Source organism: Pontixanthobacter aquaemixtae (genome assembly GCF_009827395.1).
GTDB lineage: Bacteria > Pseudomonadota > Alphaproteobacteria > Sphingomonadales > Sphingomonadaceae > Pontixanthobacter > Pontixanthobacter aquaemixtae.
The window spans coordinates 120,122-139,939 of record NZ_WTYX01000002.1 but is presented as its reverse complement, the minus strand read 5'-3'; the positions used below and the strand labels follow the sequence as shown (position 1 = coordinate 139,939).

Below are 19,818 nucleotides of genomic sequence, written 5' to 3'. Positions count from 1 at the left end.
AGATGGGACGTTCCGTCAGCTATCCGACAGGCTCTGTGGTGACCTTTCGCCTGCTTGATGAAGGCGAAGACGAAGATATCGACTGGGCCTACGAGTGCCTCGTCGACGAGATCATCGATACCGCGAAAGCCGCCTTTCCCTCTTTCGAGCGCTTCGACGGATGGCGCGACCGCGAAGATCGTATCCTCCTGCGCAACGCCTTCGCCGATTGCGGCATATCGACCTATTGCGGCCTTGCCGCGATCTGGCTCGCCGAACGCGACGATGCCCGGTACTGGGAGGCCGATTTCTACAACCCTCGAACGGCGAGGGCACGGCACTGGCTTGGCCAGGTGTCGGATAGGTTTATCGAGTTGTTCGGTGAGCTGCGCATGGTCGGTCGGTTCTCAAATGGCGAAGCGATCTTCGAGCGCTCCCGATCCACCCGTGACACCGAGTCGTGATCCTGCCTGATCCCTGACCGCTGGCAGAGGCCCTTGGGCCGGTCGGGGCGACCCGCAACCTGCGGCCCGTCGGCCCGTGTTACCCGCGCCAGCCTAGGGCCGCAGGTTTCCCGCTGCGCGGTGCGTCTAGCCCCTTTTCCCGGCCCTGATCGGGCTCCGGCGGACAGGGCCGAGGCAATGGTGCCTCCTCTCCTTGTCCCCGCGATCAGGAGACACCCCATGTACGACAGCTTCATCGCCCAATTGAGCGGCCTCGACCTTTCAGGCCTCAACATCAGGCCAGCCCCGTTCAACGAGACCGACTTTCCCTGCGAGGATGCGATCGACCAGACGCTTTGCGCCGTATGGTCCGACCTCTTCGCGATGTTTTCCGACACGGCCCTGGAAGCTGATGCCGAGGATATTGCCTGGGGCATGGTCAATCTCTTCCACCGTGCGGCCAGCCGGAAATCCGCACAGCTTGATCGGGCCAGCGACGAGATCAGGGTCCTTCTAGCATCAGCCGATGGCTCCGAAGTGCATTCGAGCAATCTGGAAGAGCAGGTCGAGCGCGCGCAGGCTGCCGAAGCCAGCATGCTGGCCTTCGAGCAGATGCGCGAGGCTGCCGCAGCACTCTATCGCGACGAGACCGGTTCCTCGTGGAAGCCCGTTTCCGGCTCGCGCGCGAGCCATTCGCGAAACCTCACATCGGCCGTGATCGATGCTCGCGATTTCCTTCGCGCACGCGCGGAGAACCGGCGTCATGCCCTGATCCCAGAGGGCACTCCGGTAGTCTTTGCCGGTGGTCGCAAAAGCTTCGAGAGCGCCGAGGATGCGAAGCGTTATGCCGCCAATATTTGGGCGACGCTCGACAAGGTTCGTGATGTGGTTCCCGATCTCTTCTTGGTTCATGGTGGCGACGGCAAGGGTGCTGATCGCCTGGCCGCGAGCTGGGCTGAACGCTGCGAAGTGCAGCAGCTTACCTATTCGCTCGATCGTCGGCTTGGTGCTCGTGCCGGCTTCAAGCGCAACGAGCAGATGCTTTCCCTCAATCCTCGTTATGTCGTCGCCTTTCCGGGCAATGGCGTGACTGAAAGGCTGGTGATCGATGCCAAGAAACGTCGGATCACCGTGGTCGATCGTCGCGGCCCGTTGGGTACCTCTCCCGGGTCCTGAGGGGCCCTTCATCATCTGCATCTGAGTTGCCTGGATGTGCATTCGGCGCCGACCCGACTATGGACCGGTCATGCAACTTGACGATCTGCTACAGCGCTACTTTGCCACCACCGACCTCTCCGGGGTTTCTCCCGACACCTTTGCAGCCGGCATTGAGCACTGCCGGGTCGATCTCGGCCTTGAGGAGGACCGGGGCAAGCGCTTTGCGCTGTGGTCATTCCTCCACATGTTCGGATCCGCCCCCGATCTTGATGTGGCGTTCAAGAACGAGGAAGACCGGGAAGCAGCCCGCAACTTCATGGATCTCTTAGCAGCATCGGAAGACGATGGGTAAGCTGATTGCATTGGGGACACGCGAGCCTTCAGACCCACACCCGATACCCATCCGGCTTTCTTCGCGAACAGTCCTGAATCAGGTCAGCTGAGGAGCCGCAACCCGTTCCTTTGACGGCCGTGTTGGCAGCTGCGCTGCCTGCCCGCACCACCCGTCATGAACAGGTTTCCCTTGGAGCCTTGCTCCTGCGGTGCAGCCCTCCCATGCCCTGCTTCTTCTGGATGTTCGCAAGCCGGAGATGGTCTCCGGTTTGAGGAACTGAAGGAATACAACCATGACCAATATCGCAATCCTCACCGGCCGCATCGCCCGCGATCCGGAATCCCGCGAGACGAAGGGCGGCACCAATGTCACCGGGATCACCGTCGTCACCGATCGCCCCGCACGCGACAAGGATGGCAAGACCTACAAAGACGAGAACGGCTACACTGCCAAGGAAAGCGAGTTCCACCGGGTGACCTGCTTCAACGGCCTCGCCAAGACCGTCGGGCAGTACTGCACCAAGGGCCAGCTGGTCAGCGTCCAGGGCCGCATCCACTACACCCAGTGGGAGGACAAGGACGGGGTCACCCGCTACGGCACCGAGATCCTCGCCGACAAGGTCGATTTTCTCTCACGCGGCAACGGGTCGAGCGACGACAACGACAACACCGACGCTCCCGAGATCGACTGACATCGGTCCCGATCGTGCCCCTTACAAAGAGGCTCTGCCGCTTGCGGCAGGGCCTCTTCTTCTCTGGTTACTGGGTTCCCGGCGCTGCATTCGAAGCACGGGTTGAACCGCGCCCAGTCAGTTTATCGATCGCGGCGTCCTCGCCGAGTTTTCCGAGCTCTTCGGCAACCTTCCTCAGGCCCTTCTTCGAGAAGCTTTCGAGGCCGCTTCCCAGGATGATTTGGCCAAGTTCTCTGGCCGCTTGCACTTCAAGTTCTCGCTGTTTGACGTCAAGCGCCTCGCGGTCCGCTTCGAGCTTTTGCAGGGCTGCAATCGCGCTTCTGTTTCGGGGCATGTTAACTGTCCTTTTGTCCCCCTCGGATCTGCTCCCCGGCCAGTTCCATGCCCGCGTCATTGGGGTGTAGGAAAGGCAATTCGCACCCAGCAGGCGTTTGATATTGGGGCGGAGGTGGTGGGTCCTGGCTCACGGTTCTCCCAGCATGATGGCCTTGCGCCTCCCGCCTCAAGGACGGCGGGGCCCCACCATTTTGCCCGCCACCGGATTGCATCCGGCAGCAAACAAAATCGTTACCCCCACCGCCGCTATCGCGGTCGCCCGTGCGGGCGATCCCTGACCCGGGATGCACAAGACCATCGCGCGCACCTCCTGTCGTCTCACGACAGAAATCAGGAGGATTATCATGGCTTATTCAATGCATTGCGCCCTTCCGTCACGGAGCTATTTCGAGGCTCTGGAAACAGCCGAGAAGAGAGCGCTGCACAGCTTCTTCGATCAGCACGTTATCGAGGATGACGAACTCGGGTACTTTGCCCTCGACGAGGGTGACTACAACATCTTGCCAGCACATCTTGCAGCGCGGGTGGTCCACACGGTCCACGGTGGCATGCTCGACGAATTCTGACGCCAAAGGCAGGGCGGGAACCGGTATCGGTTCCTGCCCTTTTTTCATGTTCACTGGTGTGGGAAACAACGGAGCGCTGGCAGACATTATCCCTCGCTGACGGGCGCCGCGTGCTTAGCAGCGACGCCCGAAAAAGGAGCAGGGCTATGGACGCACTCTGTCCCGCGCATCATGCGATGCGCTCCTGAGGGTGCGGCTTTCTAGGTATCTGGGCCCTGCATGCACTTGCGAACCGGCAACGGGTCGGGCGGCGGGAAGCCAGGCACGCGACATGCCCCGCCTGCCTTGCTTCCCACGCGCCCTTGGCCGCTGCCTCTTTCGCAGGTGCAGCTTTCTGTTTGGGGTCACCCAAGAGCTTCTCATTTGCTCTTGATGACCTGCCGGCAACCGTTGCTCGCGCTCCATCCTCAGGGACAGGAAAAGACACCCTTGGTCAAAACCTCAGATCGTTTGGATAACCAGCGCGCATATGGGAACAAGGGAGCACACCGTACCCCGCGAATTCGGGGATTATCATTCTGATTTTATTGCGAAATCGCGTTTTGGGCGGAATCAACTCGTCTGCGAGTAGAGCGGGTTTGCACTGATCCGTGCACAACTCACTGCGTCTTAGTACATTGTAATCATGTGATAAACTTTCGATTGACTGCGAGTTGTTCACGATTTATTCTTTTTGTCACCTTCCGCAAGGTGAGCCAGGTTCCGTCGGCCCGACAAGGAACCTGTTTCATGACCCGACAAGATCGGCTCCAGACATTTGTATCGCTTCCCGTGAGCAACTGGGTTCGCCAGTCTGCTGCGGACCAGGGCGAAAGCGTCAGCGTCTTCATTCGTGACCTCATTGTTGCAGCCTGGCATCTCGATAACGAGACAAAAGACAGGCCCGCTGGTCTCGATCCGGCGCGGCAGAACATCTTCATTTCGGTCGCGCTTGATGCGCTGCTGGCTGGCCATCCGGATGTTACATTGCGGGACCGGACGCACGAGGCTTATCGCCGCCGTCTCGAGCGGCTAGGCCTTCCACTAGGCACCAACATGGGAGGCCAATCCCATGAAGCATAACCTCCTCAACTTCACCCGCGGAAGCCAGTTGCTGGGACACTTCGCTTTCATGTTTGCAGCCGGCCTCAAAGGCCCTGTGATCCTCACGACGCTTGTGGTTCTAGGCACCTGTTACTGGGAGGTGCGAACGAGCCTGACCGATCACCAGTTTTACCTGGTCTGGATGCATTTCTATGCCAGCCTCTATGCCTTCATGGAGTTCGATCCGGCAAAGCTGGTCAACCTCACGCTGGCCGATGGAGACAAGGTTGGCCTCCCTTTCGCGGTGGTCCGCGAGTTCCCTCCCATGCGCGACGCGATGGACGCATTCCGAACGGCAGCAAAGCAGGGTTTGCTCACGTCGGCTGTCTTTCTTGGTCCGGCTTTCGTGTTCTTCTGGTGGTTCGCCGAGCGCTTCGGAGGGAGGTCGAAAGAGCGTAAGCATGAGCGCGGAGCCATGCTGGTTTCGCTCGATGAACTCGAGGACGAAATCGGGCGCTATAACGGCAAGTGTCGCGCTGAGGAGCTGAGCCGGAAGTTCGGTTGGAAATGGCGGCTCGCAAGCTCTTCTGCGCTGGCGGAAGCCGGGCATTACACGCCCGCCCACCTCGCCGGAGTTAGCTGGCCATGGCGGCTTGAGCAAAGCCACACCATGCTGATTGGAACAACCGGGACCGGTAAGACCGTCGCGCTTACACAGCTCGTGACCGAGGCTCGTGAGCGCGGTCAACGCGCGGTGATTTTCGATCTCACCGGCGCCTTTATCGAAGCCTATTACGATCCTGCCCGCGACATTATTCTAAACCCGATCGATGCGCGTTGTCCGGTGTGGAGCGTCTTTAATGATTGCTCGAGCGAAGCAGAATTCCATGCCGCAGCCGAGGCGCTGGTGCCCCATGATGGTGGCGGATCGGAACAGTTCTGGGTGCTTGCGGCTCGCATGCTGTTTGTCGAAATGTGCCTCCACCTCTCTCGCAAGGGAACGGTGACCAACGAGGCCCTGGCACAGAAATTGATGACCGCAGATCTGTCCGAGGTGCACAAGCTGATGCGCGGGACAATGGCTGATCCGCTCACCGCTCCGGAGGCTGCCCGCATGGCTGAATCGATTCGAGCGGTATTCAACGCAAACGCCAAGGTGTTGAAGCTCTTGCCCTCGGATGGCCCCCGCTTCTCGGTCCGCGACTGGGTTAAAGGAGACTGCGAACCGGGTTCGATCCTGTTCCTTTCAGCGCGTTATGTCGACATGAGCATCTCCTCGCAATTGCTCACTCTATGGCTCGATACGGCGATGAACACGCTAATGACGCTCGAGCGCACGCAGGACCTCAGGATGTGGTTCCTGATCGACGAGCTCGGAGCTCTCCATCGTCTCCCTGCCCTCGAAAAGGGCCTGCAGACCGCGCGCAATTTCGGTGGTGTGATCGTCACCGGCGTCCATGCCTTTGCCAAGCTCAAGGAAGTCTACGGCGAGAACATGGCCATGACACTCTCGTCGCTTGCGCGGACCAAACTGATCCTGGCAACAGCTGACCGCGAGACAGCAACATGGTGCTCTGATTTCATCGGCCATCGGCAGGTGCGCGATATGGAGGAAGGTTTCAGCTACGGGTATAACAATGCCCGCGACGCAGTGAGCCTGACACCAAGGCGGCAGGTGGAGCCTTTGCTCCTCCCCGACCAGTTCATGAACCTTCCAAGGCTATCAGCTTACATCAAGTTTCCTGACGGTTTCCCTGCCGCCCCGGTTTCGCTGATACCCCGTTCGCGCGAGCGTATTGCCGAAGGTTTCATTCCTCGCGAGAAACCGTCCTCGAAGAGCACAAAGGGTTCGGGCAGCACTTCGGCGAAGAAGCGAAAGACCAGGCATAAAACGGACGGTGAGCATCCTGCGTCCAATGATGACGGTGCTGTAAAGCCTGTCGATCCAAAGCAGCTCAAACTCAATCTGGCAGGACGTGATAGTCCCCTTGATGAGGCGCGAGATCATCAGCAAGCGGATTCCCGCGAGCAGTTGGAGGCATGGCGTCAGGAAGGTGCGACCAGGTCCCGAGCCGGCGGTAATGCAGTCGTTGACGCGTCTGCGACGCTGCCACCATCTGCCGTGCAAACGGGCGATAGTTCTTTGGTCGAGGCTGGCGAAAAGGACCCGGCTGAGACCGGGTCCGCCAACGCCAAAACCTCCGACAGACCTCTTTCTCCTACTCAGAGACCATCACGCGAGGGTGAGCGCCAGCCACTCAGACCAGCCGAAAAGGATCTGCGAGAAGGCGCTGTAAGCGATCCGCCTGCGAAGGATTTGGGAGAGTTTGAGCCCGATATGTGACGTGAACAAGGGAAGGGATTTTTCGGTCTGGAGGGGAGCCGTGACGAGGATCAGAGACGATGCTTTCCGTTGCCAATGTGCGCTCCCCTTCGGCCGCAGCGGCGTACTTTGCCGCCGACAATTACTACACCGGCGCTGATGGGGATCGCTCGGGAATCTGGACCGGTAAGGGCGCAGAGCGACTTGGTCTTCAGGGCAGGGTCAGCGCTGAGCATTTCGACGCCTTGCTGCGCGGAGAACTGCCCGGAGGTATCCAGGTTGGTAACGCTGGCCAGTCCCATCGGCCTGGAACCGACCTCACATTCTCGCTCCCCAAAAGCTGGTCGCTCCTTGCGCTTGTCGGCGGGGACAAGCGGATAATCGAAGCCTATCGCAAAGCCGTGGTCGAAACATTGCGCTGGGCCGAGGTCAATGCGGCGCAGACCCGGATGGGCAGCAAGGAGGGTTACGGGAAAGTCGCGACCGATAACCTCACCATTGGTCTCTTCCAGCACGATAGCAATCGCAACCAAGAGCCCAACCTGCATTTTCACGCGGTTGTAGCCAATGTCACTCAAGGCCCCGACGGCAAGTGGCGGGCGCTGCGCAATGACAAGCTCTGGTCTTTCAACACGCTGCTCAATTCGATGACCATGGCCCGCTTTCGCATGTCAGTCGAGAAGATGGGTTACGAAGTAGGCCCGGTCGGCAAGCACGGCAATTTTGAAGCCGCCGGGATCACACGCGCGCAAGTCATGGCGTTCTCTTCGCGACGTGAGGAAGTTCTCGCAGCGAGGCGCGGAAGCGGGCTCGAAGCGGGCATTGTTGCAACGCTCGAAACCCGCAAGGGCAAGGAGCCCGTTCGCGATCGCGACGGTCTGCTCGCGTCATGGAGGCAACGAGCGGAGGAGGCCGGTCTTGATCTCGCCAGCCTGATTGAAGGGTCAGTGACACGGGCCGACATGCAGAATGTTATCAGGTCGAAAGAGGAAACCTTGCTCCAGCGCGGGCTCAAAAAGCTGCGAGAGTTTGCCCAGCGGATCAAAGGCGATCCCGCAGACCCGCTGATCTCCGCCCATGTACTTAAGAAAGACGCGCCTTCCATCGCCGCTGCGCAGGCTGTCGCTTCCGCGGTGCGCCACCTCTCGCAGCGCGAGGCCGCTTTTCCCCGCGAAGGCTTGCTCAAAGCAGCACTGGACTTCGGGCTGCCAACGACAGTGGACCGTGTCGAAAGACAGGTGAATGCGTTGGTCCGGGAGGGCGCGCTCATACGCGGCAAAGGGACGCAATCCGGCTGGCTTGCGAGCAAAGATGCCTTGCAGCTCGAAGGCGTGATCCTTGCAGGTATTGATGAGGGGCGCAGCGCCGTAGCGCCAGTCCTTGAACGCAAAGACGCTGCTGCACGCGTTCAGGCGGTATCCGCGATCAATCACGGCATCACGCTCAATCCCGGCCAGGAAGAGGCGGCCAGCCTGGTCCTTTCATCGCGCGACCGGATCGTCGCAATCCAGGGTGTTGCCGGAGCCGGGAAGAGCAGCGTGATGAAACCGGTCGCCCAGCTTGTGCGCGAGGAAGGCAAGCAAGTGATGGGTCTCGCCGTGCAGAACACACTCGTCCAGATGCTCGAACGCGACACCGGCATTGATTCGATGACCATTGCCCGCTTCCTGTCGCAATGGGGTCGCTTGCTCGGTGAGCCGGGCAATGCCGCTTTGCTGAAGGAAGCGAAGAGCGCGCTCGGCGACCATGTGATTGTGCTCGACGAAGCCTCGATGGTCTCGAACGAGGACAAGGCCAAGTTGGTTCGTCTCGCCAACCTTGCTGAGGTTCAGCGACTGGTACTTGTTGGGGATCGCAAGCAGCTGGGGGCGGTTGATGCCGGCAAACCCTTCGACCTCGTCCAGCAGGCCGGGATCGAGCGCGCCAATATGGAGGTCAATCTGCGCGGACGTGACCCGGTGCTCCGGCGCGCTCAGGCCGCTGCGCAGGAAGGTCGGATTGACGATGCGCTGAAAGCGCTTGCGCCAACGACCATCGAAGCGAAGGGAGACAGCGCGATCGTAGCCGCCGAGCGTTGGCTTTCGCTTAGTCCAACTGAGCGTGCGAGGACTTCGATTTATGCTTCCGGTCGCGCCCTGCGCTCAGCCGTCAACGATGCCGTGCAGCAGGGGCTCAAAGCCAATGGCGAGCTTGGACCGCGTGCCGCACGACTGACTGTTCACTCCCGGGTAAACGCGACACGGGAGGAGCTTCGGTATCCCGGCACTTACCGCGCCGGCATGGTCCTGAATGTCCGCTCGCGCGACAGTTCCCAGAAGCTGTCGAAGGGCGACTACACCGTGCAATCCATCGACCACGCCCGAAAGCGCGTCATGCTCGAAGACAGGAAGGGCCGAAAGCACACTTTCAGCCCCTCGCGCCTCAGACCAGGTGGGAGCGAAGACCGTTTTTCGCTTTTCGAGCGCAAGTCGCTCAGGCTCTTTGAAGGCGACAAGATCCGTTGGACCGACAACGATCACAAGCGCGCACTGTTCAATGCCGATCAAGCGAGGATTGTCGCGGTGGATACCAAGGGTGTTACAGTCGAAACGTCAGCGGGCAAGGAGCTTCGCTTGTCGCGCGGCGATCCGATGCTCAATCGGCTTGATCTGGCTTATGCCTTAAACGCACATATGGCGCAGGGGCTGACCTCGGATCGCGGCATAGCGGTGATGGACAGCCGCGAGCGCAATCTTGCTAACCGGCAAACCTTCCTCGTCACGGTGACCAGGTTGCGCGATGGTCTCACGCTTGTTGCCGACAGCGCAGAGAAACTGGGCCGCGCAATCAAAGCAAACAGCGGCGAGAAGAGCTCGGCACTCGAAGTGACACAGCGTCTCAAGTCAGCAGCCGAAAAAGGTATTGCTCAAGGTAAGGCCAATGAAAGCGCTGCGCCTGTGAAGGAGCCGCCGGAACTGACAAAAGAGCGAGTAAAGCCATTTGAAATAGGGATTTGATGTTTGATGGCCTGGACGGACTTGGTCTTACCAGGCACGATGCATTCAAATGGGAAATGCGGAGTGTCGTCAGTGAAGGGCGTGTTCGAAATCAGCGGCAATTCGAGCTACGACGACCTCATCACCGAGCGGTATCATTTCCCCTCGCAATATCTGTCCGAAGCAAAGCAGCTCGAGAACGATTGGATACTCTACCGTGAGACCCGCGTTTCCGGTGGCCGCATGGCCTATATTGCGACAGCCTTTGTTGAGCGGATCGATCCCGATGAGGCTGATCCAACCCACTATTATGCGCGCGTCAGAGATTATCTGCCGTTCGATCATGCGGTTGCCTATCGCGACACGGACGGACGTTTTGCCGAGCGCTTCTTGCGCGAGATGGCCCGTCCGGGTGATGCCGGAAGGACGCTGCGGGGCAAATCGGTGCGCACGCTCGATAGCGACGATTTTGTTGCCATCGTCAACAAGGGTTTGCGTGAGACGCTGGATCCGGACAACCGGATCAGGCTTGAGCTCGACGAGCGGTACATTGATGATGCAACTGCGGGACTGCTGGCCGAGGAATTTGGCGAGCGCCGGATCGAACAGATCCTTGTGAACAAGAAGATCCGATCGGCCGCTTTCCGCAACCATGTTCTCGACGCCTACGACAGCACCTGTGCCGTCACGGGTTTGCGGATCGTCAACGGTGGCGGGAAAGCCGAAGCGCAGGCGGCTCACATCTGGTCCGTCGCTGATGGCGGCCCTGACATTGTGCCCAATGGTGTGGCGCTCTCGGCAACAGCGCATTGGCTGTTTGATCGTCACCTTATCAGCTTCGACGACAATTTGTGCCTGCTCGTCTCGCACAACAAGGTGCCATCCGAATTGCTGACGCTGTTTCCCCCGTCAGGCCAGCAGATCAGACTGCCAGCCGACCCAAGAGATCATCCTCGCCCTGATTTTGTTGCAAAGCATCGCGCGCGTTTTGCTGGTTTCTGAATGTTCGAGGGTTAGACCGCCCGACCAAACCAGATCACCCGGCCAACCACCTGAATCTCGGCCCGGTCGACATCGTCCCAGCTTGGATAGGCCGCGTTGTCGCTGCTGATAGTAATCTTGCGTCCACCCGGCTTGAGCGTCACGCGTTTGACCACCAAAGCGTCATCGGCGCGCAGAACATAAATACCATCACGCAGCCGGGAGCCCTCGTCCGATGCATCGACCAGCACTTCGTCGCCATCATTAAGTGTCGGCTCCATGGAGTCGCCCAAAACATGGATGATCGAGAGGCTGGCGCTCTTTGCCCGCGTCAGAGCGGCGAGCCAGCGCTCATCGAACCCGAAACGGGTATGGGCAGTCTCGCTTTCGGCAATCGCTCCAAAGCCTGCCGACGCATCGACGCTGAGCACCGGGATCTCGATCAGCCCGTCGCGTATCGGTGCGGGCGGGCCACCAAGGACTTGTTCGTCAACACCAAAGAAGCTCGCGAGGACGCGTCTGTCATCGTCATCGAGTTTGCGCGGTGAGCCGCGCTTAATGAATTGCTGGATGTAGGACGAATTGCGTCCGATCAACCGCGAAATAGCCGAATAGCCGAGCCGTCGCTGCTGGATCAGCCGGTCAAGCTCCTCTCTGACATGTTCCATCGTCTAATCCCTTCTTACGGCCTGAGGAGTGAAGGAAATCTCCTAGACTCGATGCAACCTTCCTACTAAGAACAAACCAAGAACACAAGTGTTGAGTGAGTCGAGAAAGCCCATGAAGTTGTTGGATAGGATAGAGCGTCATCTCAAGGAATCGCACATGTCGGCGACGCGGTTCGGTCGGCGTGCGGTGGGCGACCCTCGGTTCGTTCTTGATCTAAGAGCTGGCCGCAGGCCTCGCAGAAGGACTGTAGAGAAGGTGGAGAATTACCTGCAGAGACAGTCTCTTCAAGAATAACGCCATAATCCAGGCAATTTTCTCTTCGAATTGCAGGAACTTGTCTTGGCGATGTTTGGTGGAACCGTTATCGTCGAGGCCGAACAGGGTTCTGCATTCCATCTACCGTCCGCACGCCATGCTTGCTTCAGGATCGGAGCGCAGGAACCCTGTACCATTCGGGACTTAGGGGAATTTGCGTGGAAATTACGGAATGGCTTGGTCGGGGGCTGATCTACTTCTTCACGGACATCCCTCTCATAGGCGATGCCATGGCGGCGTTTCTCGCAATCGTACTGGTTGGTACAGCATTCGCGATCTCATACAGATACCGGCGCCGATATCACTCACCGCTGGCTGAGGCGATCGAGGCGCGGGTTCGGTTGCTTGATGAGGTGACCGGCGGAAATACCGCTGATGTCGATCAGGCGCGCCTCGAGTTCTCTCGTCGCTTTAATGACATTGACGCGCAGATGATGGAGGCGGACGATCCCGAAGTGCTGCCTTTACGCCGGACGTGGGAAGAATATCGCGAGACGATCGTCGATCCGTCAGCTGAAGTCCTTCAGAATTCCGCTCGTCCCGAACACTTCTTCGTCAATCTTGGTGACCGTCACCGCGGGCTGAACTGGTTTGCGAATATCTTCATCGCCATCGGTCTGTTGATCACTTTCCTCGGGATCATCGCAGCCCTCTCGACGCTGGACTTCAGCGGCGGTGTCGATGCGATGCAGGAACGCCTCAATGATCTCATGAAGGTAGCGGGGGCGAAGTTCTGGGCCTCGGTAGGCGGTATCGTGGCTTCTATCGTCCTTCGATCCTATGACTACCGCTTCGGCAAACGCATCAATGATGGGCTGTCCATGTTGTGCGACAAGCTCGAGCACGGAATGGCCTACCTACCGCCGCAACGGATCGCGAGCGAGCAGCTGGCGCAGCTGAAAGAGCAAACACCGGCACTCCGCACCTTTTCCGAACAGCTTGCTGCTGCCTTGGACGGAGCTTTGGAAAAGCAGATGGCGCCCATGATCACGCACCTCGGGTCAATCCAGCAGGGCATCGACAAGATCAGCGGTGGCGGGGGTGAAGCCGTCCGCGACGCGATCGCTTCAAGTGCCGGTGCCGAGATGGCAGGCCTCGCAGATGCCATTGGCGCAATGACCGTCTCGATGGCCACGATGTCCGAACGTATCGAGAAACAGACAGGCGAAGCTGATCGCCAGATCGAAGAGGCTGTCAGGCGCTTTGGCCAGGCGTCGGAAGAGATGCGGTCGGCCTTTGGCGAGCTCAACCGCAATTTTAGCGTCGTAGCGGACCGCATGCGCGAAGAAAACGAGCAGGCAAGCGAGCTTGCCAGACAGCGGATGGACGAGTTGCTGAGCAATCTCGGAAACACGCTCGACGACATGAAATCCGGCCTCGCCTCGGCGGCCAGCCAGATGGGCGAAGCCTCAGCACGGGCGGCGAATGACGCGGCCCGGATAGGTCAGGAGGCAATGGAAAAGTCCTTTTCGGAGTTTGTCGAACGGTTCAACCAGACCGGCGGCCCGTTGGTAGGCAGCATGAAAGACGCGGGCGATGCCATTTCCACTTCTGCAGACCGTCTCTCGACTGCACAGAGCGCTATCGGAGATCACGCGCGAGCGATCGAGCAAGTCGCTGCTCGCTCGAGAGATCTGGCGACGGCGTTCGGAACGGTTGCCAACGACGTCGAGGCGGCAACCGCGCCTGTCCGACAGTCGGCAGTCTCAATCGCCGAAGCAGTCAAATCGGTCGAAACCATCGTTTCCCGAAATGCGCAGTCATCCGAAAGCGCTCGTGACGAAATGCGCCAGCTTGCGGCCGCGCTCAACGAGACAGCGAGTGCAGCCTCCTCCGCATGGTCGGAGTATCGGGCTCGATTCGAAGAGGTAGACCGCGCTCTTGGAGATGCGCTCGACAAGATTTCGGATGCTGCCGGCAACCATGCGTCAAACCTCAACGAACGGGTCGGCCAGATCGACCAGGCTCTTGGCGATGGTGTGGCGCAGCTCGCCGGCGCGCTCGAACCTCTCACGACCTTGCGGGATACGGTCGAAGAACTTGCCGGCATCCTTGCTAACCAGAACAGGGAAGTCGCTGAATAATGGAAGGCGTGGTTCGCCGGAAGCCGCCTGAGGAAGGCGAAAGCTATTTCATGTCCATGACTGACATGATGGTCGGCCTGCTTCTCATTTTCATCATCCTGTTAGCCTACTTTGCCCTCAATCTGCAGACCAAAACCGAGGAGCTGACAGGAGCAAACAGGACCCGCGCTGAAATCCTCAACGATCTGCAGCAGTCCTTGAAAGACCGAGGGCTCCAAGTGGAAATCGACACCAAAACGGGAGTTCTGAGACTTCCAGACGATGTCCTGTTTGACAAAGGCCAATGGGAACTGACTGAGAGAGGCCAGGGAGCGATCAGCAAAGTTGCCAACGCAATGGTTGAAGTCCTGCCTTGCTATACTGCTTCTGATCTTTGCGAAGGGGAGCGCTCACCGCATTTGATCGACGCTGTTTTTGTTGAGGGGCACACGGATTCAGACGTCATGTCGGGCGGCATGAACAACTATGGACTTTCTGTCCGTCGGGCAGAAACAACTTTCACCATGCTCCAGCGTAATCAGCCCGCACTGCAGGGATTCCTCAATAGACCGGAAGGAGAGGAGGGCTCGGCGCCGATCCTCAGTCTGAGTGGTTACGGCCCTGATCGTCCCGTCGATCGCGGAGACACCGAAGAAGCCAAGAAGCTGAATCGTCGGATCGACTTGCGTTTCCTCATGACGACGCCAAGCGCTGGCCTCGACCGCGACATTTTGAGGCAGGAGTAATGAGTTCGCTTCGATCCGCGATCGCAAAAATGGAGGCCCTGGCATCCGCTGGACTGGCGAAACCTCCGACGACACAGCCTGAATTGCAGCGGCAATTGGCAAAGCTCGATGCATGTGTCGGCGAAGCAGAGCCCGTCGTTGAACTCAAGCCATTCCTCCGAGGTGCGGTCGATACGGGCGCAAACAGGTTACCGCGGTTTCAGCTCAACCGGGTCTTGCGCGGCGCATGGTGCGACCCGGAATTCGATGAGCTGGGCGTGGCGGCGCTCGAACGGGCCGACGTCGATCAGCGGCGCAGTTCTGACCAGGCCGTGATCGATGGCTACCTTGCCTATTTCCCGACAGGCCGCTCAATCATGCCGATGCTGGCCGAAGCTGCATCCCGCGCTGCCGTTCGCCATGACTGGGCGTGGCGCGAGCGCGGAGCACGGTGGGATCTGTTCGACCCACAGATGGGACCAGAGAAAGTCGCACGCGATTTTGTTGCGCGCGATGCGGATGGCATGTCCTTGCTGATGCGCGAGACAGGCCTTGGTGCGAATCTTGCGGCGAGCGGGTTTGGTCAGGCAACCTTCGCCGAGACCTGCAAAGCAACCTCAGAGCTTCAACCTGCCGAAGCAGTCGGCCCGCAGCGCAGTATTCTACGAATGTTCGATACAGAAACGCAGGCGGGGCAGTTGGAACTGGTTGTCCGCGCTCTGCTCGAGCCCTGGGTGAGCACGAAACCGGAACCCGAGCATCGAAAGGCGATTTCCGAATTTCTGCTCGATCAGGTGGGTGATCCGCGTCTCCAGCGTACCCGATGGGACCGGATCGTGCGATCGCTCTCCGAGTCGATCGGCGAAGAGCGTGCGCGCGAGGTCACCCAGGTGTTCAAGCGCTGGCTTACCGAAGTCGCCATGCGCGAGTTCTTCCGCGCCATTGCGAAGACCACGGATCGGCCTGATCAGTGGAAGCAACGTGAAGCGTTTTGGATTGCATACCTCGATGAAGGATTGGTCACCGACGCATGGCCTGCGTTGGGATCACGCGCGAAATATCAAATCGATTCTCTTATCCGACAAAGTGGCGAACGACCGGAATACGGTCAAATTCAAGGAGGTCCCTCCCAATCTTCATCCATCATCATGCAGATAGGCGATCTGCGCATATCGGAATGGAGCGATAACGGATCCTGCCGCTTCTGGAGTGACACCGATCCAGCAGCACCGAAACTCTACGCAAAGGTCTACGACGGCGGGAAGCTGCGGACCACCAGCGGACGGTCGGATTTCGAGTATGAGTCCCATGTCCCTGCGAGCCCTGGGTGGGAGGGCAAGTTCGCCGGTATCATCCATCGCCGGACATCAATCGCGCATCCCCGTTTCGGGAGAGGCCGGGGCCGCAACTGGAATGATCGATGGTAACGACCAAGTTCATTGCCACACAGAACGAGGACGGCGGTGAGACGATTGCGCTCCTCCGCGAGCAGCCAGGCGGGCTTTTTCGGCGAGCATCAAGCGAAATCGTGCCGGTCTCGGATTGGCCGAGAGTCGCGCCCGAAGGTGGCCAAGCGGCTCTGGCGCTGGCTCGAGCTCTCGATGATGATGGCCAGATCAGCGAAGAGGCGGAGGGCATAGTCCTTCCACCGCAGATCGTTGCACGGCTCGATGAGGCCGATGCCTTCGCCCTCGGTCTTCCTCCGGCCACGTCGATGACGCTTCAGCTCAACTCGGGAGGTTCACTCGCTGAAGGAACAATCAAAGTCGATACGAAATGGGTGCGCCGAGGAGGTCTGCCAGTTCGAGCCGACATCGCTGGTGCGCGTCTGCGAGAGGGTGGGCGTGTCGGACGAATTCCCGAGCCGATCTATTCGGCCTTCCAGGCCGCACTTGCAGTCAATGCGGCTGATGATCCCGATCAGCGCCGCGCTGCTTTCGCCGAGCTTCGCTCGACGCTCGGAGACGACATCGGCAACGGGATTGAGGCGGATGGCTTTCTTGAGCGTGTGCGGATTGCTTATGCCGCCAATTTTTCACTCAACGCAAAGACCGACCACGGACGTTTCGACTTCGACCCCGTCCTCTTCTCGAGAAACGTAAGCGAAAGCGCTGAGGGTGACCTGGTCGACGAGGAAGAAGCGTCGCTGCTTACCGCGCAGGACAATCAGCATTTTCAGCGCAGGTTCCGCGGCCAGGACGGCGGGCGACGAAGCTATCTCCTCTCAGACGGGACGCTCCTTTTTCTCGACCCGATGCTGGGCAAAGCCCTCGACATAGTGCGCGCAAAGCAGGTGGGCACCTCCCAGGAGAAGCGCGAATTTCTGCGTTCGCCGCAACGTATCCTGCGTGAAGAGCTCAAGCTGGATGCAGGAGGCGATGACGAGGCAGCTGATCGCCTCTTCATCGAGACACAACAATTTTCCGAGCGGGTCAGCGGGATCGAGGTCTGGCAAAAGCCCGTCTTACCCTGGATCAAACCCAAGCCGAACAGCTGGCTGCCCGAAGGGTTTGGATTGCGGATCGGGGATCCGCCCGATGCGCGTCATGTCGAGTTGGCTCCAGGTGAAGCTCAAACGATCGCAAGCGAAGTCGAGACAGCGATTGACGCAGGCAAGGAGACGATCGCTTGGCGCGACGAAAGCATCCCTGCGACGCCTGCAACCTTGCAGGCCGCGCGAGCAATTGCAGACCTTGAACGTGAGATCGCTGATGAGGTCGAGGGTCGCGCCTCGGACAGAACCGAACGCGAAAGTATCGATATCTTCTTCCTTCAGGTCGGAGAGAATTTTGAGCAGCTGGACTATGCGCGGCTCCCTCGTCCCGACGCCGAAGTGCAGGATTTCGCTGTTCCCGAGCTCCCCAAGGGACTGAGGTCGCAACCCAAACCTCACCAGGTGCAGGCGTTCGCATGGTTTGCCGAGGCCTGGGAGCGCCGCATGCCGGGCGTCTTGCTCGCCGACGATATGGGGCTCGGAAAGACCTTCCAGGCGCTCATGTTCCTGCTGTGGCTGCGCAGCAAAACGCCTCACCCGAAGCCCGTCTTGATTGTCGCGCCCACAGGTCTTCTGCGGAATTGGCAAGCCGAGCTCTCGCAGCACATCGAGGCAGAGCTCATGGGGCCTGTTGTCGAGGCGTTCGGCGCCAACCTGGGCAATTTCCGTCTCGAGGCTGGGAGCGACATTCGCGGGGGAACTTCGCGTCTCGACGTGTCCGAATGGAATGACGCCGGAATTGTTCTGACGACCTATGAAACAATGCGCGATTATCACATGAGCTTCGCGCGCATTCCGTTCGCTGCAATCGTCTACGATGAAATCCAGAAGCTGAAGAATCCTGCCAGCCAGATGACGCGCGCCGCAAAGGCGCTGAACGGCACAATCCAGATCGCTATGACGGGCACACCAGTTGAGAACCGGTTGCAAGACCTGTGGTCGATTGCCGATACGGTCTATCCCGGTTTCCTTGGCTCGAGCCGGGAATTTGAGAACAGTTTTCCTGCAAACGATCTCGAGCGCCTTGGCGATCTCCAGAACCGTCTGATCGAGCGGGACAAGGAACTTCCGCCTTTCATGCTGCGTCGGATGAAGGATGAAATCCTGACCGGGCTGCCGGAGAAGAAGGCCCGCAAATATCCGGTCGAGATGCCGAGCGCACAAGCACAGGCCTACGACCTCGTGCTGGCCAGAGCGCGAGCGCTACGGGAAAGCGGCGAACAGGGTGCGATGCTCAAAGTGCTGCATATGCTGCGCGGTACATCGCTCCACCCGTCACCGCCGCGCGGAATCTCGAACATCGACGAGTATATCGGGCAATCTGCACGGCTGAAGAAGACCTTCGAAATTCTCGAGGAGGTCAGGCAGCGCGGCGAAAAGGCTCTGCTATTCTGCGAAGATCTCGAGATGCAGACCTTCCTCGCGATGGCAATTCAGGAGCGCTTCTCGCTCGAGCGTCGCCCGATGTGCATCAGCGGGAAGGTGGCGGGCCATAAGCGCCAGGAGATGGTGACTGCCTTTCAGAGTTCGCCGGCCGCGTTCGACGTTCTCATCCTCTCTCCCAAGGCTGGCGGCGTGGGACTCACGATCACCGCTGCAAACAATGTGATCCATTTGTCCCGCTGGTGGAATCCGGCTGTGGAAGATCAGGCGACGGACCGCGCCTACCGCATTGGTCAGACCAGGCCGGTGACCATTCACATCCCGATGGCTATCCACCCGGACGAAGCGATCGGACCTTCAAGTTTCGACCAGCGTCTCGACGCCCTCATGGAGCGCAAGCGCTCGCTGAGTCGGGGCTTGCTCATGCCGCCGGAGAGCGATCGCGATGTAGAAGACCTGCTATCCGATGTGCTCGACGGGCGCCCGGTAGAGGACCGCGACCGAAGTAGTGCGCATGCCGCCGCAGGGCAGGTGGCCAAGGATATTCAGGACACCGATAACAGCGCCGGTATTAGACAAGCAGAACCGCCTGCCCCGCCAGTCGCACAGCCGGAGATCGAAGAACCGGCGGGAGACGAGGAGAGTGCTCGTTCCCGCGGACCCGCGAGCGACAACACAGGGAGTTCCGCAAACCCTGATCCGGCGGCGGAGCACGCGGCAGAACCAGGATTAGAAGAAACGGCGCACTCGCCGTCTCGCTCTGACCCTGACGAGGCAGCATCGAGCAGGTCCGAACGCAATAATGGGCGGCCCATTCTCTCCGTGCGTACTCCCGTCGAGGCGGCCGAAGCGCGCGTTCCCTTCGTTCAACGGGTCGTGTTCGAACAATATGGACAACGCGACTGGACGATTTTCGAGCAGTATGCGCGCGACGCTCGAATTGAGCGGCTTGAAATCCAGGACCCCTATTGTTGCGCTGACGAGCAGGCTCGCGGGCGCCTCATCAATTTCATCGGTCGCTTTGAACAGCTAGCTTCGGAAATCGCCGCCGTGCAAATTGTGACATTCGACGCCGATTCCGTGCAGACTCGTGACCCTGAAAGCACGCGTGACCAGCGCCAGGATCTTGAAGATCGGTGGAACCGTATGCTGGCCTCCGTCCCCCTCCACCTCGCACAGAAGTCACGGCGCTCGGGCGGCGACCTTCACGATCGTTTCGTGAGGGCTAAACTGGATAATGGCGATACGGTCATCTGGGATCTTGGACGGGGTATCGACGGTGTCATGAACGCGCGTTGGTCTTGCGTCGTGAATGCTTTTTACGAGGGATCGATTCCGAACTCTCGGGCAATGCACTGAA

At 59.5% G+C, this 19,818-nt stretch carries 15 protein-coding genes; 13 read left to right on the top strand and 2 right to left on the bottom strand.

Annotated elements, in window-relative coordinates:
* The first annotated feature begins 2 nt into the window (after nt 1-2).
* From GRI41_RS09615 to GRI41_RS09600, 4 genes are all read left to right on the top strand, one after another.
* On the top strand, nt 3-443 hold the full coding sequence (locus GRI41_RS09615; RefSeq protein WP_160604807.1) for a hypothetical protein: 441 nt from the start codon (nt 3-5) through the stop codon (nt 441-443).
* 219 nt (nt 444-662) lie between these two features.
* On the top strand, nt 663-1,598 hold the full coding sequence (locus tag GRI41_RS09610) for a DUF2493 domain-containing protein (protein WP_160604806.1): 936 nt from the start codon (nt 663-665) through the stop codon (nt 1,596-1,598).
* 70 nt (nt 1,599-1,668) lie between these two features.
* Nucleotides 1,669-1,932, top strand: a complete 264-nt coding sequence (locus tag GRI41_RS09605) for a hypothetical protein (RefSeq protein ID WP_160604805.1) — start codon at nt 1,669-1,671, stop codon at nt 1,930-1,932.
* Between the two features lie 274 nt (nt 1,933-2,206).
* Nucleotides 2,207-2,605 carry a single-stranded DNA-binding protein gene (locus tag GRI41_RS09600; protein WP_160604804.1) on the top strand — a complete coding sequence of 133 codons (399 nt, stop codon included), beginning with the start codon at nt 2,207-2,209 and terminating at the stop codon, nt 2,603-2,605.
* 67 nt (nt 2,606-2,672) lie between these two features.
* Here the strand turns inward: GRI41_RS09600 and GRI41_RS09595 are convergent, their stop codons facing one another.
* Nucleotides 2,673-2,939 (bottom strand): DUF6437 family protein, encoded by a 267-nt coding sequence (locus tag GRI41_RS09595; protein WP_160604803.1) that lies wholly within the window; start codon nt 2,937-2,939, stop codon nt 2,673-2,675.
* 346 nt (nt 2,940-3,285) lie between these two features.
* Here GRI41_RS09595 and GRI41_RS09590 point away from each other — a divergent pair, with 346 nt between their 5' ends.
* The 5 genes from GRI41_RS09590 (at nt 3,286) to GRI41_RS14310 (ending at nt 10,830) form a co-directional block, all read left to right on the top strand.
* On the top strand, nt 3,286-3,507 hold the full coding sequence (locus GRI41_RS09590) for a hypothetical protein (RefSeq protein WP_050599527.1): 222 nt from the start codon (nt 3,286-3,288) through the stop codon (nt 3,505-3,507).
* 729 nt (nt 3,508-4,236) lie between these two features.
* The gene (locus GRI41_RS09585; RefSeq protein ID WP_160604802.1) at nt 4,237-4,569 is read left to right on the top strand and encodes a hypothetical protein; all 333 of its coding nucleotides are present in this window, start codon (nt 4,237-4,239) and stop codon (nt 4,567-4,569) included.
* Nucleotides 4,559-6,874 (top strand): type IV secretion system DNA-binding domain-containing protein, encoded by a 2,316-nt coding sequence (locus GRI41_RS09580; protein WP_160604801.1) that lies wholly within the window; start codon nt 4,559-4,561, stop codon nt 6,872-6,874. The genes GRI41_RS09585 and GRI41_RS09580 overlap by 11 nt, the downstream gene beginning before the upstream one ends.
* A 59-nt stretch (nt 6,875-6,933) precedes the next feature.
* Nucleotides 6,934-9,849 carry a MobF family relaxase gene (gene mobF, locus GRI41_RS09575; protein ID WP_160604800.1) on the top strand — a complete coding sequence of 972 codons (2,916 nt, stop codon included), beginning with the start codon at nt 6,934-6,936 and terminating at the stop codon, nt 9,847-9,849.
* Between the two features lie 63 nt (nt 9,850-9,912).
* Nucleotides 9,913-10,830, top strand: coding sequence for an HNH endonuclease (locus GRI41_RS14310; RefSeq protein WP_328600545.1), 918 nt, complete (start codon nt 9,913-9,915; stop codon nt 10,828-10,830).
* A gap of 11 nt (nt 10,831-10,841) precedes the next feature.
* Here GRI41_RS14310 and GRI41_RS09565 read toward each other — a convergent pair whose 3' ends face one another.
* Nucleotides 10,842-11,477 carry a S24 family peptidase gene (locus GRI41_RS09565; protein WP_160604799.1) on the bottom strand — a complete coding sequence of 212 codons (636 nt, stop codon included), beginning with the start codon at nt 11,475-11,477 and terminating at the stop codon, nt 10,842-10,844.
* A gap of 546 nt (nt 11,478-12,023) precedes the next feature.
* On the opposite strand from GRI41_RS09565, the gene zorA reads away from it, so the two are divergent.
* Genes zorA through GRI41_RS09545 form a run of 4 tightly spaced genes read left to right on the top strand, consistent with a single transcriptional unit; the run spans nt 12,024 to nt 19,817 of the window.
* Nucleotides 12,024-13,877 carry an anti-phage ZorAB system protein ZorA gene (gene zorA, locus GRI41_RS09560; RefSeq protein ID WP_235901187.1) on the top strand — a complete coding sequence of 618 codons (1,854 nt, stop codon included), beginning with the start codon at nt 12,024-12,026 and terminating at the stop codon, nt 13,875-13,877.
* On the top strand, nt 13,877-14,602 hold the full coding sequence (locus GRI41_RS09555; RefSeq protein WP_160604797.1) for an OmpA/MotB family protein: 726 nt from the start codon (nt 13,877-13,879) through the stop codon (nt 14,600-14,602). Before zorA ends, GRI41_RS09555 begins: the two co-directional genes overlap by 1 nt.
* Nucleotides 14,602-16,008: an EH signature domain-containing protein gene (locus GRI41_RS09550; RefSeq protein ID WP_202388786.1), complete on the top strand. Its 1,407-nt coding sequence runs from the start codon at nt 14,602-14,604 to the stop codon at nt 16,006-16,008. Before GRI41_RS09555 ends, GRI41_RS09550 begins: the two co-directional genes overlap by 1 nt.
* Nucleotides 16,002-19,817 carry a DEAD/DEAH box helicase gene (locus GRI41_RS09545; protein WP_160604796.1) on the top strand — a complete coding sequence of 1,272 codons (3,816 nt, stop codon included), beginning with the start codon at nt 16,002-16,004 and terminating at the stop codon, nt 19,815-19,817. Before GRI41_RS09550 ends, GRI41_RS09545 begins: the two co-directional genes overlap by 7 nt.
* The last annotated feature ends 1 nt before the right edge of the window (nt 19,818 follow it).